The organism is Streptomyces griseofuscus, from assembly GCF_014673495.1.
Taxonomy (GTDB): Bacteria; Actinomycetota; Actinomycetes; order Streptomycetales; family Streptomycetaceae; genus Streptomyces; species Streptomyces murinus.
Genome location: NZ_CP051006.1, coordinates 1873927 through 1886899, shown reverse-complemented (window position 1 = coordinate 1886899; position 12973 = coordinate 1873927). Strand labels below are relative to the sequence as shown.

The window sequence follows — 12973 nt, the reverse complement described above, 5'->3', positions numbered from 1 at the left end:
CGAGGTCCCCATCCATGATCGAGATACCGGAGCTGGCCTTCGGAGGCCTGGCCGCCGGGACGGTGTCGGCACTAGCTCTGGGCAGCGGCCTGTGGCGCTCCCGGCGCGAACGCGCCCGGCTGCGGCGGGAGATGACCGGCCTGCGCCACCAGGCCGAGCAGTCCGCGCGGGCCGGCGCCGAGGAGGCCGAGCGCATCCGGCAGGCGTTCACCGCCGAACTGGAGCACCTCGCCACCCGGCGCATGCCCGCCGAGGCGTCCCGCACCGCGCACCCGCACGTCCCGGTGCCCGGCCCGGTCGGCCCCGAGGGCGCCGCGACCGAACCGGTGCTGGCGGCCCTGCGCACCGCGGTCCTCCAGGAGCGCAAGCGGGTCGACGCCGCCGCCCGTGCCGGTATGCGCGGCACCACCCGGGAGATCCAGGCGAGCCTCTACCGCCTCCAGGACATCCTCCACGGACTCCAGCAGCGCTACGACGAACCGGAGCTGGCCCAGGACCTCTACAGCCTGGACCACGAGAACGAGCAGTCGCTGCGCCGCGCCCAGGTCGCCGCGGTGGTCTGCGGAGCCTGGGTCGGACTGGCCCGCGAGGAGTCGCACCTCGTCGACGCCGTCACCGGCGGACAGGCCCGGCTGTCCGGCTACCGGCGGGTCAAGCTCCACAACCACCTCGATCCCGGCACCGCGCTGGTCTCGCACGCCGTGGAGCCCGTCGCGATCATCGCCGCCGAACTCCTCGACAACGCGCTGCGGCACTCCTCCCCTGACACCTCGGTCGTGGTCAACCTCGAACACGTCCACAACGGTGTCGCCGTGACCGTCGACGACGCGGGTGTCGGCATGGCGCCCGACGAACGCGCCGCCGCGCAGCGGGTGGTCGCGGGCACCGACCCGATCATGTTCTCCGACCTGGGCGACCCGCCCCGGATGGGCCTCGCCGCGATCGGCCAGCTGACCCGGCAGTTCGACCTCTCGGTGGACCTGTCCACGCCGTCCCCCTACGGGGGCGTACGCGCGGTCCTGCTGGTCGACAAGCACCTGCTGAGCCATATCGACCCAGCGCTGCGCCCCGCCGCCGCGAGCACCTCGCCCTCCACCCGCACCGGCGAGGTCCCCAGGCCCGAACCGCTGGCCGGGCACGCGGAACCCGCCGAGCACGCGGCACGCGCCGAGCGCGTCGAACATGCCGAGCACGCCCACGCGCCCGGCGACGGCCGTCCGGTGTCCGTCGACGACCAGCCGACGTCCGGCCCCGATCAGCCCGCGCCCGCCGTCGACGACCTCCCCCGCCGTCGCCGTCGTCAGGTCTCGCCGGACCAGGCGGCGATGATCCGTCCGAGCGCGGCCGAGACCGCCGCCGCCCCCGCCCGCTCGCCCGAGGAGACCGCGGCGGCCCTCGGTGCCTTGCAGTCGGCGACCGCCGCTGCCCGTGATGCAGCTCGATCCGAAGGGACAGCTCCCCGATGACCAACCGCGACACCGGTGACACTGCGTGGGTTCTCGACCCGATCCTCGAAGTCCCGCATGTGAAGGCCGCCGTCCTGCTCACCAGGGACGGGCTGATCTCCGGCTTCTCGGAGGCACTCACCCAGGAGTCGGCCGAGCGGGTCGCCGCGATCACCTCGACCGTCCAGGGCGCCTGCCGTACCGCCGCCGCCGCGTTCGCGGACATGCCGGCCGCCCAGCTGAGGCAGGTCGTGATCGAGTCCGACCACGGCTACATCCTGGTCGCCCCGACCGACCACGGCACCTGTGTCGCCGCGTACGGCGACCCGGAGGTCCGGCTCGACCTGCTCGGCCACCGTGTGCACTCCCAGGTGGCGCGGCTCGGCGAGAAGGCGATGGCCGCGGCCCCCCGCGCGGCCGAGGGCGGCGCTTTGCTGTGAGGGGCCACCGGTCCGGCCGCCCGCTGGTGCCCGCCTACCTCTCCACGTCGGGGGTGGCGCGGCCCAGCCGCAACAGCCTGGAGCGCCTGTCGGTGCTCACCTCCACCACCGGGCCGGTCTTCGGCGACCTGCCCGCGGCCCAGCACGCGCTGCTCCAGTCGCTGGAGGGCGGCTCCCTGACTGTCGTGGAGGCGGCGGCGCTGCTGCGGCTGCCGGTCTCCGCCATCCGGGTCCTCGCCGCCGCCCTGATCGACCAGGGGCTGGTGACCGCGCGCCCGCCCGTCCCGCCCGCCGCCCAGCCCGACCACGATCTGCTGAAGAGAGTCGCCGATGGCCTCCGCGCCCTCAAGCTCTGAACCCGTCCCGGCCGGCAGCCGGACCGACGACTCCGGTGTCCGGGCCGGGGAACTCCACCTTCCCGCCGCGGCAAGGGAGTTGGTGAAGATCGTCGTCGTCGGCCCGTTCGGCGTCGGCAAGACCACCCTGATCGACTCGGTGTCCGAGATCCGCCCCCTGCACACCGAGGAACACCTCACCCAGGCGTCCACCGCCGTCGACCACCTCGACGGGGTGCGGGACAAGAAGACCACCACCGTCGCCATCGACTTCGGCCGCATCACCCTCGGCGGTGAGACCGTTCTCTACCTGTTCGGCACCCCCGGACAGGAGCGCTTCCGGGCGCTGTGGGCGGACATCGCGTACGGGGCGCTCGGCGCGCTCGTCCTTGTCGACAGCCGCCGCCTGGACGCCTCCTTCGATGTGCTCGGCCTGGTCGAGGAGTCGGGTCTGACGTACGCCGTCGCCGTCAACACCTTCCCGGACTCACGCCGTTACCCCGCGGAGCAGCTGCGGGAGTCCCTGGACCTGGCTCCGGACACCCCGCTGGTGGAGTGCGACGCCCGGGACCGCAACTCCTCCGTCGACGCGCTGCTCGCCCTCGTGGAGCACCTGATCGACCTCAACGCCCGCGCGGTGGCCGGGGAGGTGCGCTCGTGACGCCGTACCCCGCCCCCGCGGAGTCCTTCGACCGCTCCACCCCCGTGCGGCTGTGGGAGGACGGGTTCGCCGTCGACCCGCGCCGCTACTACGAGGCGCTGCGCGCCCAGGGCCCGGTCGGCTGGGCCGAACTCGCCCCGGGCGTACCGGCGTACGTGGTCACCGACCGCCGTGCCGCGCTCGACATGCTGCACGACGACGCGACCTGGTCCCGCGACCCGCGCCCCTGGCAGGCGACGGTCCCCGAGGACCTGCCGATCCTCGGCATGATGCGCTGGCGGCCCAACACCCTCTTCTCCGACGGCGCCGAGCACGTCCGCTACCGCACCGCCCTGCTCCAGGCCTTCGACCTGGTCGAGCCGCACGATCTGCGCGAACGGGTGCTGCGCGCCGTGCACATCCTGGTCTCCCGGTTCGGCCCGCGCGGCGAGGCGGATCTGGTGAACGACTTCGCCCGCCCGCTGATGACCCTCGTCTTCAACAGCCTCTTCGGCTTCCCCGAGGGCGAGGCCGACCGCCTCAACGACGCGCTGGGCGCGCTGATGGAGGGCGGTGAGGCGTCCGTCCAGGGCGAGGCCGAGTACGGCAGGTACGTCATGGACCTGATCGGCGCCAAGACGGCGCGGCGCGGCGACGACCTCACCAGCCGGCTGCTCGACCACCCGCTGGGCCTGACCACCGAGGAGGTCACCTGGCAGGTCTTCCTCACCCTCGGCGCGGGCCACGAGCCGTCCACCAACCTGGTGAGCAACGCGCTCTCCCGCATCCTCGGCAACCCGGCGTACTACTCCACCCTCACCAGCGGCTCCCGCACCGTGCGCGACGCCGTCCTGGAGGTCCTCCGGCACGAGACCCCGCTGACCAACTACGGGGTGCTGTACGCCCGTAAGTCGCTCAGCTTCCACGGCGCGTGGGTGCGGGCCGCGGTGCCCGTCGTGGTGTCGTACGGCGCGCTCGCGCTGTTCGCGGACGAGGGGCAGGGCGGGACGCACGATCCGCGGGACGCCTCCCATCTGTCGTTCGGCGCGGGCCCGCACACCTGCCCGGTCAAGCACGAGGGGCTGCTGATCGCCACGGAGGCCATCGAGCGGCTCACCCAGTGGCTGCCCGACATGGAGCCCACCGTGCCCCGTGACCGGCTCACCTGGCGCCCGGGCCCCTTCCACCGCTCCCTCGTCTCGCTGCCGGTCCGGTTCACCCCCTGCACCCCCGACCGTCCCGCGGACCCGACGGCCCCTTCCGCGTCCTCCCAGACTGGAGCCCGAGCATGACCACTACGCCCACCCGCGTGCCCATCGACCCGTTCGGGTCCGACATCGTGGCGGAGAGCGCAAGGCTGCGCGCCCTGGGACCGGTCGTCCCCGTGGAACTCCCCGGCGGCATCCCGGCCTGGGCGCCCACCGGGTACGACGCCCTGCGCTCCCTGATCCTGGACCCGCAGGTCAGCAAGGACCCCCGCAAGCACTGGCGGTTGTGGCCCGAGGTCGGCGAACACCCGGAGTGGGGCTGGGTATTGGGCTGGATCGGCGTGGTCAACATGCTCTCCACCTACGGCGCCGACCACACCCGGCTGCGCCGTCTGGTCGCGCCCAGCTTCACCGCCAGGCGCACCGAGGCGCTGCGCGACCGGGTCGACGCCGTCGCCGCCGAACTCCTCGACACGATGGCGCGGTCGGGGGCGGACGGCGCCGTCGTCGACCTCAAGGAGGCGTTCGCGCAGCCGCTGCCGATGCTGATCATCTGCGAGCTGTTCGGCGTGCCCGACCACCTCCGGCCGAGCGTCGCCGAGCTGATCGCGGCGATCATGGACACCACCGACCCGAGCCCCGAGCACGCGGACTTCGTGCAGCGGCAGATCGGCACGGTGATCCCCGCGCAGATCGCCTACCGCGCCGAGAACCCGGGCGACGACCTGACCACCGAGCTGATCCGGGTCCGCGACGAGGAGGGCGACCGGCTCAGCGCCGAGGAACTGCTGTTCACCCTCCTGCTGGTGATCGGCGCCGGCTTCGAGACCACGGTGAACCTGATCGCCAACGCGGTGGTCGAGCTGCTGACCCACCCCGAGCAGCTCGCCGAGGTCCGCTCCGGGAAGCTCGACTGGGACCAGGTCATCGACGAGGTGCTGCGGGTACGGCCCTCCATCGCCGCGCTGCCGCTGCGGTTCGCGGTCTCGGACGTCACCGTGGACGGCGTCACCATCCCCGCGGGCGACGCGATCCTCACCACCTACGGGGCGGCCGGCTCGGACCCGGCGCACTACGGGGAGACCGCCGAGGCCTTCGACGCCGCGCGCGCCGCCGACGACCACCTCTCCTTCGGTATCGGCGTGCACCGCTGCATCGGCGCCCCGCTGGCCCGGATGGAGGCCCGTACCGCCCTGTCCGCCCTCTTCGACCGCTTCCCCCACCTGGCCCCCGCCTTCGAGGCCGGTGATCTCAAGCAGGTCCCGTCCTTCATCGCCTACGGCTGGCAGACGGTTCCGGTACGACTGGACGGCTGACGTACCGGCGGATCCGGTGGGGGAGTCCGGCGCCCCACCGGATCGCCCGGCACCGCGATGTCCGAGGTGAGCCGGCGGCGCAGCCACGCCCCGGCTCTGCGGTCCACCAGATGGTTGAGCGCGGCCGACAGGGCGAGCGAGAAGCACAGTCCGAGGGCGATCGCCGGGACCAGGCCGAGCGCGGGCACCGCCTTGAGCAGCCCGCGGACGACGGGTATGCCGAGGCTCTGGTGGACGAGGTAGAACGGGTAGGTCAGGGCGCCCGCGTAGGCCAGGACGCGCCAGCGCAGCCGGCCGAGGGGTCCCGGCCCGGACAGCGCGAGCAGGATCAGGAACACCGTGAGGACGGCGGCGCAGATCCCCCAGCCCGGTGTCCCGCCCCGGGCCGCGGGGGCCGCGTGCGCGGCGACCCGGTCGCCCAGCAGGGTCAGGGTGTAGCACCAGGCGAAGCCGGTGAGCAGCCACAGCAGCAGGTTCGGTCCGAAGCGGTGCATCAGATAGAGCGCCATGCCCGCCACGAACAGCCCGGCGTACCGGGTGAGCAGGAACTCGTCCAGCACACTGGAGTGCAGCTCCCGGCCGATGGCGGCAAGCGTCAGCCAGAGCAGGCAGAACGCGATCGTCCGGCGGTAGGTGAGGCCGATCAGCAGCAGCACGGCCATCAGCAGATAGAACCGGGCCTCCACCCACAGCGTCCAGGCGACCCCGTCCGTGGTCCGCAGCCCGAGCGGCCCCGGCAGCATGGTCAGATTGCCGAGGGTGGTGCGCAGATCGACGGGCGCCCCGGGCCGCTGTCCGGCGAGCCGCGCGATCCAGGCGACGACGACGATGACGAGGACGACCGTCCAGTAGAGCGGGAAGAGCCGGGCGATCCGGGAGACCGCGAACTGCGCCGGGGTGCGCCCCCAGCAGCTCATACAGATGGCGAACCCGCTGATCAGGAAGAACGCCTCCACCCCGAGCCAGCCATAGCGGCTCAGCGCGTGCAGCGCGGGCGCGGTGCGGGTCAGGTCGTACGTGCCCCAGAAGTGCGGGGTGGGGGTGCCGAGGTAGTGGTAGGCGGCCACCCCGGCCGCCGCGAGCAGGCGCAGCGCGTCCACGGCGGCGAGCCGCCCGCCGCCCGCCCTGCTCGTCATGGGTGCGGCCGTCGGCGGGGCCGGGTCAGCGGAAACGGACATGGTGAAGGTGTCCTTCGTCGGATGGGCTGCGGCGGGGGGAGGGCGGCCGCAGGATCACGGCAGACGGCGGCGGACGGACCGGTGCACCGTGAGGAGGGCCAGGGCGATCAGGGGCACCGTCAGCGCCGCCTGGGTCCACTGCATCGGCCAGAGCTGGCTCGCGCTGTGGTAGGCGTCGAAGACCCGTGAGCCGTCGGGGCAGCCGGCGGGCCCGCACTGCGCGTACGACAGCCTGCGGCCGTCGGGGGTGACCACCCCGTCCCGCAGCAGCCAGTCGTCCGGGGCCAGGTCGTAGCCGTGCGGCGGGAACCGGGTGAGGGTCGGCTGGAGGAAGCGGCGCAGCCAGGTCAGCAGGGTCAGCACGGCCGTGTACCCGGCGAGGGCGCAGACCATGGCCGGGACCGTGCGCCGGATCAGCTCCCCGGCCAGCACCCCGATCGCGAAGGCCAGCACGGTCGCCGTAGCGAGGACGGGCCCGAAGGAGTTGTACGGCAGCGCCGAGAACGCGGAGGAGTCGTGCGTGAGCGTCGGCGAGGTGACCGCCCGGAGGCGGCCGCCGAGCACGGCGGCGACGATGCCGAGCGCGACGGACGCGCCGCCCAGCACGAGGAGCTGACCGGCGAGCCAGCGCTGCCGGGGCACCGACTGCGTCCACAGGAGCCGGTGCGTACGGCGCTCGTACTCCTGCGCCAGCAGCGGCGCGCCGAGCAGCGCCGCCACCAGCGTGGGCACGGCCACCAGGGCGAACTGCGCGTGCTGGACGGCCTGGAGCGCGTCGGAGACATCGCGGACCGTGGCGTCGCACCGTTCGAGATAGGGGAGTTCGGCGCACGAGGTCGCGGCGCGCTCGGCCCGGACCCGCACCACGTCGTGCGCCGTGCGCAGCACCCACGCCGTCAGCAGCGCCGAGGCCAGGGCCATGGCCGCGAGGGTGCCGCGATGGCGCCGCAGGCTCAGCCGGACCAGGGCCCGGTACCGCACGGGCCTCGGGTGCAGGGCCGGCCGGTTCAGCCGGACCGGCACGACCCGCAGGGGGGACGACACGGTCATGCCGCCACCGTCCCGGTGCCGTTCTGGTCCGCGTCGCCGTACCGGCCCGGCCGCATGCCGGGGGCCAGCCAGCCCGCCACGGAGGGGGAGCGCAGATAGGAGACCACCAGCTCTTCCAGTCTGGGGAGTTCGGCCTCGGCCGCCTCGGTGCGCGTCTCCTGCTCCACGCGGACCAGCGTGAGATGGCGTGGCTCTTCGTCCACCGGGTCCACCGGGTGCACCCGCCATGGTGCAAGACCCGCCTGGCACTCCAGCAGGCCGAGCCGGTCGAGCAGCCGGTGTGCGGCGAGCAGTTCGGACAGCTCGCCGGCCAGCCGGATCCGGCCGCCGTCGATCAGCAGCAGATGGTCGATGGCCTCTTCGAGATCGCCCAGCACATGGGAGGAGAGCAGGACCGTGCCTTGGCCCTCCGCGACATCGCCCAGCAGCAGGCCGAGGGCGGCCCGGCGCACCAGCGGGTCGAGATCGCTCAGCGGCTCGTCGAGCAGCAGCAGCCGGGGCCGCTTGCCGCGCGCGAGGGCGAGGGCGAGCAGGGAGCGCTGGCCGCCGGAGAGGGACCCGGCCCTGCTGTCGAGCGGGATCCGGCCCAGCTCCAGTAGTTCCGCGGCGCGGTCGTGGTCCCAGCGGGGATTGAGGTCGCGGCCCATGGCCAGCAGTTCGGCGGCCCGCATCCGCGGGTACAGGGGGCGGTGCTGGTCGACGTACGCGACGTCCGCGAGCAACGCGTCCGCGCCCGCGGGCTGCCCGAGCACGGTGAGCCGGCCGGAGTGCGGCCGGACGAGCCCGGCCGCGGCCGACAGCAGCAGGCTCTTGCCCGCGCCGTTCGGGCCGACGATGCCGCACACCGCGCCGCGCGGGACCCGGAAGGCGCAGTCGGCGAGCAGGTCCCGGCGCCGCCCGCCACGCCCGGCGCGCAGCCCGACCCCCTCCGCCTGGACGGCCGTCGGAGCGTGCGCCGTCACCGCGCCCGCCCCTCGGGCGCCCGCTCCGCGAAGCAGGCGTCGCCGACGGAGACGACCAGGGCCATGACGTCCTCCCGCTCCAGGCCGTGCTCCCGGGCGCGGGTCATCCACTGCTCCAGCTCCTGCCGCAGCCCGGAGCCGTCGACCCGGTCGGCGCTGCCGAGCGTGCCCACCACGAATGTGCCAAGACCCGTCCTGGACTCCACCAGGCCCCGCCGCTGGAGCTCCTGATACGCCCTCAGCACGGTGTTGCCGTTGACCACGGCGCTCTCCACCACCTCACGGGCGGTGGGCAGCTTGTCACCGGGCTTCAGAATGCCCAGCCGCAGGGCCTGTTCGGTCTGCTCGATGATCTGCTGATAGGCGGGCGTGCCGCTGGATCTGCGCAGCTGGTACTTCATCAGGTAACCCTTTCCCTAATTGATTAGGGAAAGTAGTCACCGCCTGAGACAGTGTCAAACCGTCGGGTCCGGGCGGCCGGACGTCGGTGTCCATACGGCGCAAAGGGGATAAAGTTCCGCGTGACGACGGCGGTAAAAGGAGACGGAAGACGTGCATCTCGCTCTGGCGCCGGAGACCTTGGCGCGCTGGCAGTTCGGCGTCACGATCGTCTACCACTTCCTGTTCGTCCCGCTGACGATCTCCCTGGCCGCCCTGACCGCGGGCCTCCAGACCGCGTGGGTGCGCACGGGCAAGGAGAAGTACCTGCGGGCGACCAAGTTCTGGGGCAGGCTCTTCCTGATCAACATGGCGATGGGCGTGGTCACCGGCATCGTGCAGGAGTTCCAGTTCGGCATGAACTGGTCCGCCTACTCACGCTTCGTGGGCGACATCTTCGGCGCCCCGCTCGCCTTCGAGTCCCTCCTCGCCTTCTTCTTCGAGTCCACCTTCATCGGGCTGTGGATCTTCGGGTGGGACCGGCTGCCGAAGCGGATCCACCTCGCCTGCATCTGGATCGTGGCCCTCGGGTCGATCCTGTCGGCGTACTTCATCCTCGCGGCCAACTCCTGGATGCAGGACCCCGTCGGCTACCGGATCAACCGGGCGAGGGGACGCGCCGAACTCACGGATTTCGGGCGCGTCCTGACCCAGAACACCGTGGTCGTCCAGGTCTTCCACACCCTCTCGGCGGCCCTGCTGACCGGCGGCGCCTTCCTGGCCGGCATCGCCGCCCTGCACCTCATGCGCAAGCGGCACATCCCGGTGATGAAGACCTCGCTGCGGCTCGGCCTGGTCGCGATCGTTGTCGGCGGACTGCTCACCGCGATCAGCGGCGACCGGCTCGGCAAGGTCATGTTCACCCAGCAGCCCATGAAGATGGCCGCCGCCGAGGCGCTCTGGCACGGCCAGCACGCGGCACCCTTCTCGGTCTTCGCCTACGGGGACGTCAGCAAGGGCCGCAACACCGTGGAACTGTCCGTCCCCGGGCTGCTCTCCTTCCTCGCCCACGACGACTTCCACTCCTACGTCCCCGGCATCGACGACACGAACAAGGCCGAGCAGCGGCGGTTCGGGCCCGGCGACTACCGCCCGATCATCCCCGTCACCTTCTGGGCCTTCCGCTGGATGATCGGCTTCGGCATGGCGTCCTTCGCCATCGGCCTGCTCGGACTCTGGCTGACCCGCGAGAAGTTCATGCTGCCCGAGCGTCTGCGGGTCGGCGAGGACGAGGTGCCGCACCTGGTCCTCTTCAAGAACCGGGTCCTCGCCCCCTCGTACACCGCCTGGTACTGGCGGATCGCGGCCCTCACCCTCGCCTTCCCGGTGATCGCCAACTCCTGGGGCTGGATCTTCACCGAGACGGGCCGCCAGCCATGGGTCGTCTACGGCATGCTGGAGACCCGGCACGCCGTCTCGCCCAGCGTCTCCCAGGGCGAGGTCATCGCCTCCCTGGCCCTGTTCACGCTGCTCTACGCGATCCTCGCCGTCATCGAGGTCAAGCTGCTCGTGAAGTACGTCAAGGCCGGGCCGCCCGAGCTGACCAGATCGTCGGCGGCGTCCTGGAGCCGGAACAGATCGCAGCCGTGCTCGATCCCCGAGAGGTTCGCCACCGCGATGAACGCCTCCAGCGGGCAGTTGCCCGCGCCCGCGCCGTGCCCGGCGAGAGAGGCGTCGACCCGGCGCACCCCGTTCTCCACGGCGACGACGCTGTTGGCCACCGACAGCGAGACCGGTCGAACCCTCCGCGCCTGCCCGGTCGTTGGAGCGGCGGTCGCGGCGGCCGGGGGAGCCGGCCACCGCTCCTCCCGCTCAGGGGGGTGAGCATCAGGCGGATCGGGTCGCCGACCTTCTTCTCCAGGCGGGCGACGGCGTCCGCGGCCTCGGCCAGCGGGACGTGGGCCGTGATGGAGGGGGCCAGGGCGATGCGTCCGGCCGAGGCCAGGCCGACGAGCTGCTCCACGTGCTCGGGCTCGGAGCCGTAGTGGCCGCGGACCTGGTTGACGTTGAAGCAGAATCCGATGCTGTCGGCGATCGTGACCGGCTCCGGGGTGAGTCCGGCGAGGACGAGCGAACCGAACGGGCCGAGGACCGACGCGGCCTGGGCGCGGGCGGCGCCCACGCCGGCGAAGTCGAAGGCGACGTCGAGGCCGCGCCCGGCGGTCGCCTCCCGCACCGCCTCCGCGAAGCCCGGGGCGATCGGGTCGAGGGCGACGTCCGCGCCGAAGAGGAGGGCTCGCTCGCGGGCCGACGGCAGCGGGTCGATCGCGATGATCGGGGCCGCGCCGACCATCCGGGCGAGCCGTACGGCGTGGGCGCCGAGGCCGCCCGCGCCCCAGATGCCGACCGACTGGGCGGGGCGGACCGCGCCGGTGCCCACGATCGCGGCGTACGGCGTGGAGACCGCGTCGGGGATGATCGCAGCCTGGTCGAAAGGCAGCTCGTCCGGGATGGGCAGTAGCGTGCCCTCGGAACGGCTGGACAGCGAGGCGTCGTTCGCCGCGCTGTGCGGCCTCAGCTCCGTCGAGCGTTCCTCGGGACGCCGGCAGTTCGCCTCAAACGCTACGCGGCCCGGAGGTCTTCCACCTGGTCGGACAAGTGCAGTCAGCAGCCCCCTCATAGGGGCAGTCGTGAGACGTGAGAGGGTCGGGTGCGTGAGTGAGACACCACCGAACACCCTGCAATACCGCCTCGACGGGCCAGAAGACGCTCCGGTCCTGATCCTGGGTCCCTCACTGGGCACCACCTGGCACAGGTTGGAAAGACCGTCCAGGGGCGTCCACGCCAGTCCAGGGCGGGCATGAAACCGCAGGTCAGGTCCTTCTGGTCCAAGTGAGGCCGCCCAGTTGGTGATGGCTGGGTGATAGGCGAGTGATACGGCGAGGCCCCGCCGACGTCCGCCCACGGGACCGCTACGCGGAGCCGTGCGACGACGAAGCCGCACCGGAGCGCTCCCGTCCGACTTCGTCGTGAGATCGGCCGCTCTGGCGCGCACGATGCGGTCGGCGCCGCATGCGGTTCGTGTTTCTGTGACGCTCTCAGAATGCGCCGACTTCGCGATCGCACTCGCCCGCGCATATAAGAGGTCCTAACAAAGGTGTTGGACGTGTCGGTGGGTGATGAGGCAGGTGGCGAGGCCGAGGAAGGCTTCGTGGATGTCGTCTCGTCGTTCCCAGCGGATGCGCAGGCGGCGGAAGCCGTGGAGCCAGGAGATGGTCCGCTCGACGACCCAGCGGAAGGTGCCCAGGCCCGTGCCGTGCTGTCCGCCGCGTTCGGCGATGACGGGGCGGATGCCTCTTTGCCAGAGCAGTCGCCGGTACTTGTCGTGGTCGTAGCCGCGGTCGGCGAACAGCATGTCGGGCGTGGGCCGGCCGACAAGCCCTGCGACGGCCGGGACCTTGTCCAGCGAGGGCAGCAGTTGGGTGACGTCGTTGCGGTTGCCGCCGGTCAGCGACACCGTGAGCGGGATGCCCTGGCCGTCGGTGAGGATGTGGTGCTTGCTGCCCGGTCGTGTGCCGTCGACCGGGCTGGGACCGCTTTTGGGCCCCGCCGGGCCGCCCGCACGTGGGAGGAGTCGATCACCGCCCGGGACCAGTCCAGCTTCTTCGCCGAGCGCAGCTTCCTCAGCAGCACCAGATGCAGTTCGCCCCACACGCCTGCCTCGTTCCAGGCGGCCAGGCGTCGCCAGCAGGTCATGCCCGAACCGAAGCCCAGCTCCTGGGGCAGGTACTCCCACTGGATCCCGGTGTGCAGCACGAACAGGATCCCGCACAGCGCTTGCCGGTCCGGCACCCGCGGGCGGCCCGAGACCAGCTTTGGACCTGGCTCGGGCAGCAACGGCTCGATCAACGACCACAGTTCATCTGACACGACCCACGCCCGCGACTGACGCTTCCCCACGACCAGACCAACGAACAGCCCCGCCGATAGTCACATGATCAACGACTTCTGTTAGGGCCAG

At 72.3% G+C, this 12973-nt stretch carries 11 protein-coding genes and 3 pseudogenes; 7 read left to right on the top strand and 7 right to left on the bottom strand.

Going from position 1 to position 12973, the window contains the following annotated elements:
- Nucleotides 1-14: 14 nt before the first annotated feature.
- The 6 genes from HEP81_RS08395 to HEP81_RS08370 are packed head-to-tail and all read left to right on the top strand — an operon-like array spanning nucleotide 15 to nucleotide 5384.
- Nucleotides 15-1466 (top strand): ATP-binding protein, encoded by a 1452-nt coding sequence (locus tag HEP81_RS08395; RefSeq protein ID WP_037659771.1) that lies wholly within the window; start codon nucleotides 15-17, stop codon nucleotides 1464-1466.
- Nucleotides 1463-1885 carry a roadblock/LC7 domain-containing protein gene (locus HEP81_RS08390; protein WP_037659770.1) on the top strand — a complete coding sequence of 141 codons (423 nt, stop codon included), beginning with the start codon at nucleotides 1463-1465 and terminating at the stop codon, nucleotides 1883-1885. Before HEP81_RS08395 ends, HEP81_RS08390 begins: the two co-directional genes overlap by 4 nt.
- A complete protein-coding gene (locus tag HEP81_RS08385) occupies nucleotides 1882-2241 on the top strand; it encodes a DUF742 domain-containing protein (RefSeq protein ID WP_037659767.1) in 360 nt (119 codons plus the stop codon). The genes HEP81_RS08390 and HEP81_RS08385 overlap by 4 nt, the downstream gene beginning before the upstream one ends.
- A complete protein-coding gene (locus tag HEP81_RS08380; RefSeq protein WP_037659764.1) occupies nucleotides 2216-2881 on the top strand; it encodes a GTP-binding protein in 666 nt (221 codons plus the stop codon). Before HEP81_RS08385 ends, HEP81_RS08380 begins: the two co-directional genes overlap by 26 nt.
- Nucleotides 2878-4152 carry a cytochrome P450 family protein gene (locus HEP81_RS08375; protein WP_051850429.1) on the top strand — a complete coding sequence of 425 codons (1275 nt, stop codon included), beginning with the start codon at nucleotides 2878-2880 and terminating at the stop codon, nucleotides 4150-4152. The genes HEP81_RS08380 and HEP81_RS08375 overlap by 4 nt, the downstream gene beginning before the upstream one ends.
- Nucleotides 4149-5384 (top strand): cytochrome P450 family protein, encoded by a 1236-nt coding sequence (locus tag HEP81_RS08370; protein ID WP_037659761.1) that lies wholly within the window; start codon nucleotides 4149-4151, stop codon nucleotides 5382-5384. The genes HEP81_RS08375 and HEP81_RS08370 overlap by 4 nt, the downstream gene beginning before the upstream one ends.
- Here HEP81_RS08370 and HEP81_RS08365 read toward each other — a convergent pair.
- The 4 genes from HEP81_RS08365 to HEP81_RS08350 are packed head-to-tail and all read right to left on the bottom strand — an operon-like array spanning nucleotide 5345 to nucleotide 8975.
- Nucleotides 5345-6562, bottom strand: coding sequence for an acyltransferase family protein (locus HEP81_RS08365; protein WP_051850428.1), 1218 nt, complete (start codon nucleotides 6560-6562; stop codon nucleotides 5345-5347). The genes HEP81_RS08370 and HEP81_RS08365 overlap by 40 nt on opposite strands.
- A 54-nt stretch (nucleotides 6563-6616) precedes the next feature.
- Entirely contained in the window at nucleotides 6617-7612 is a 996-nt protein-coding gene (locus tag HEP81_RS08360; protein ID WP_037659758.1) for an ABC transporter permease subunit, read from the bottom strand.
- Nucleotides 7609-8574 (bottom strand): ATP-binding cassette domain-containing protein, encoded by a 966-nt coding sequence (locus tag HEP81_RS08355; protein ID WP_063755262.1) that lies wholly within the window; start codon nucleotides 8572-8574, stop codon nucleotides 7609-7611. Before HEP81_RS08355 ends, HEP81_RS08360 begins: the two co-directional genes overlap by 4 nt.
- Nucleotides 8571-8975: a GntR family transcriptional regulator gene (locus tag HEP81_RS08350; RefSeq protein ID WP_197697413.1), complete on the bottom strand. Its 405-nt coding sequence runs from the start codon at nucleotides 8973-8975 to the stop codon at nucleotides 8571-8573. The genes HEP81_RS08355 and HEP81_RS08350 overlap by 4 nt, the downstream gene beginning before the upstream one ends.
- Before the next feature lie 151 nt (nucleotides 8976-9126).
- On the opposite strand from HEP81_RS08350, the pseudogene HEP81_RS08345 reads away from it, so the two are divergent.
- Nucleotides 9127-10563 (top strand): annotated as a pseudogene (locus HEP81_RS08345) (cytochrome ubiquinol oxidase subunit I); the annotation flags it as partial.
- On the opposite strand, the pseudogene HEP81_RS08340 reads toward HEP81_RS08345, so the two are convergent.
- The 3 genes and pseudogenes from HEP81_RS08340 to HEP81_RS08330 form a co-directional block, all read right to left on the bottom strand.
- Nucleotides 10554-10745: pseudogene (locus HEP81_RS08340) on the bottom strand (4-hydroxy-2-oxovalerate aldolase); the annotation flags it as partial. The pseudogenes HEP81_RS08345 and HEP81_RS08340 sit on opposite strands and share 10 nt — an antisense overlap.
- Before the next feature lie 179 nt (nucleotides 10746-10924).
- Nucleotides 10925-11305, bottom strand: a pseudogene (locus HEP81_RS42630) (zinc-binding dehydrogenase); the annotation flags it as partial.
- Nucleotides 11306-12100: 795 nt separating this feature from the next.
- A protein-coding gene (locus tag HEP81_RS08330; RefSeq protein WP_421673927.1) for an IS5 family transposase occupies nucleotides 12101-12912 on the bottom strand; the annotation gives its coding sequence in 2 pieces (ribosomal slippage) (nucleotides 12101-12567 and nucleotides 12567-12912; 813 coding nt in all).
- Nucleotides 12913-12973: the final 61 nt, after the last annotated feature.

Coding starts and splice junctions, on each gene's coding strand:
- HEP81_RS08395 (WP_037659771.1), top strand. CDS start 15: ATGATCGAGATACCGGAGCTGGCCTTCGGAGGCCTGGCCGCCGGGACG.
- HEP81_RS08390 (WP_037659770.1), top strand. CDS start 1,463: ATGACCAACCGCGACACCGGTGACACTGCGTGGGTTCTCGACCCGATC.
- HEP81_RS08380 (WP_037659764.1), top strand. CDS start 2,216: ATGGCCTCCGCGCCCTCAAGCTCTGAACCCGTCCCGGCCGGCAGCCGG.
- HEP81_RS08370 (WP_037659761.1), top strand. CDS start 4,149: ATGACCACTACGCCCACCCGCGTGCCCATCGACCCGTTCGGGTCCGAC.
- HEP81_RS08365 (WP_051850428.1), bottom strand. CDS start 6,562: ATGTCCGTTTCCGCTGACCCGGCCCCGCCGACGGCCGCACCCATGACG.
- HEP81_RS08360 (WP_037659758.1), bottom strand. CDS start 7,612: ATGACCGTGTCGTCCCCCCTGCGGGTCGTGCCGGTCCGGCTGAACCGG.
- HEP81_RS08350 (WP_197697413.1), bottom strand. CDS start 8,975: ATGAAGTACCAGCTGCGCAGATCCAGCGGCACGCCCGCCTATCAGCAG.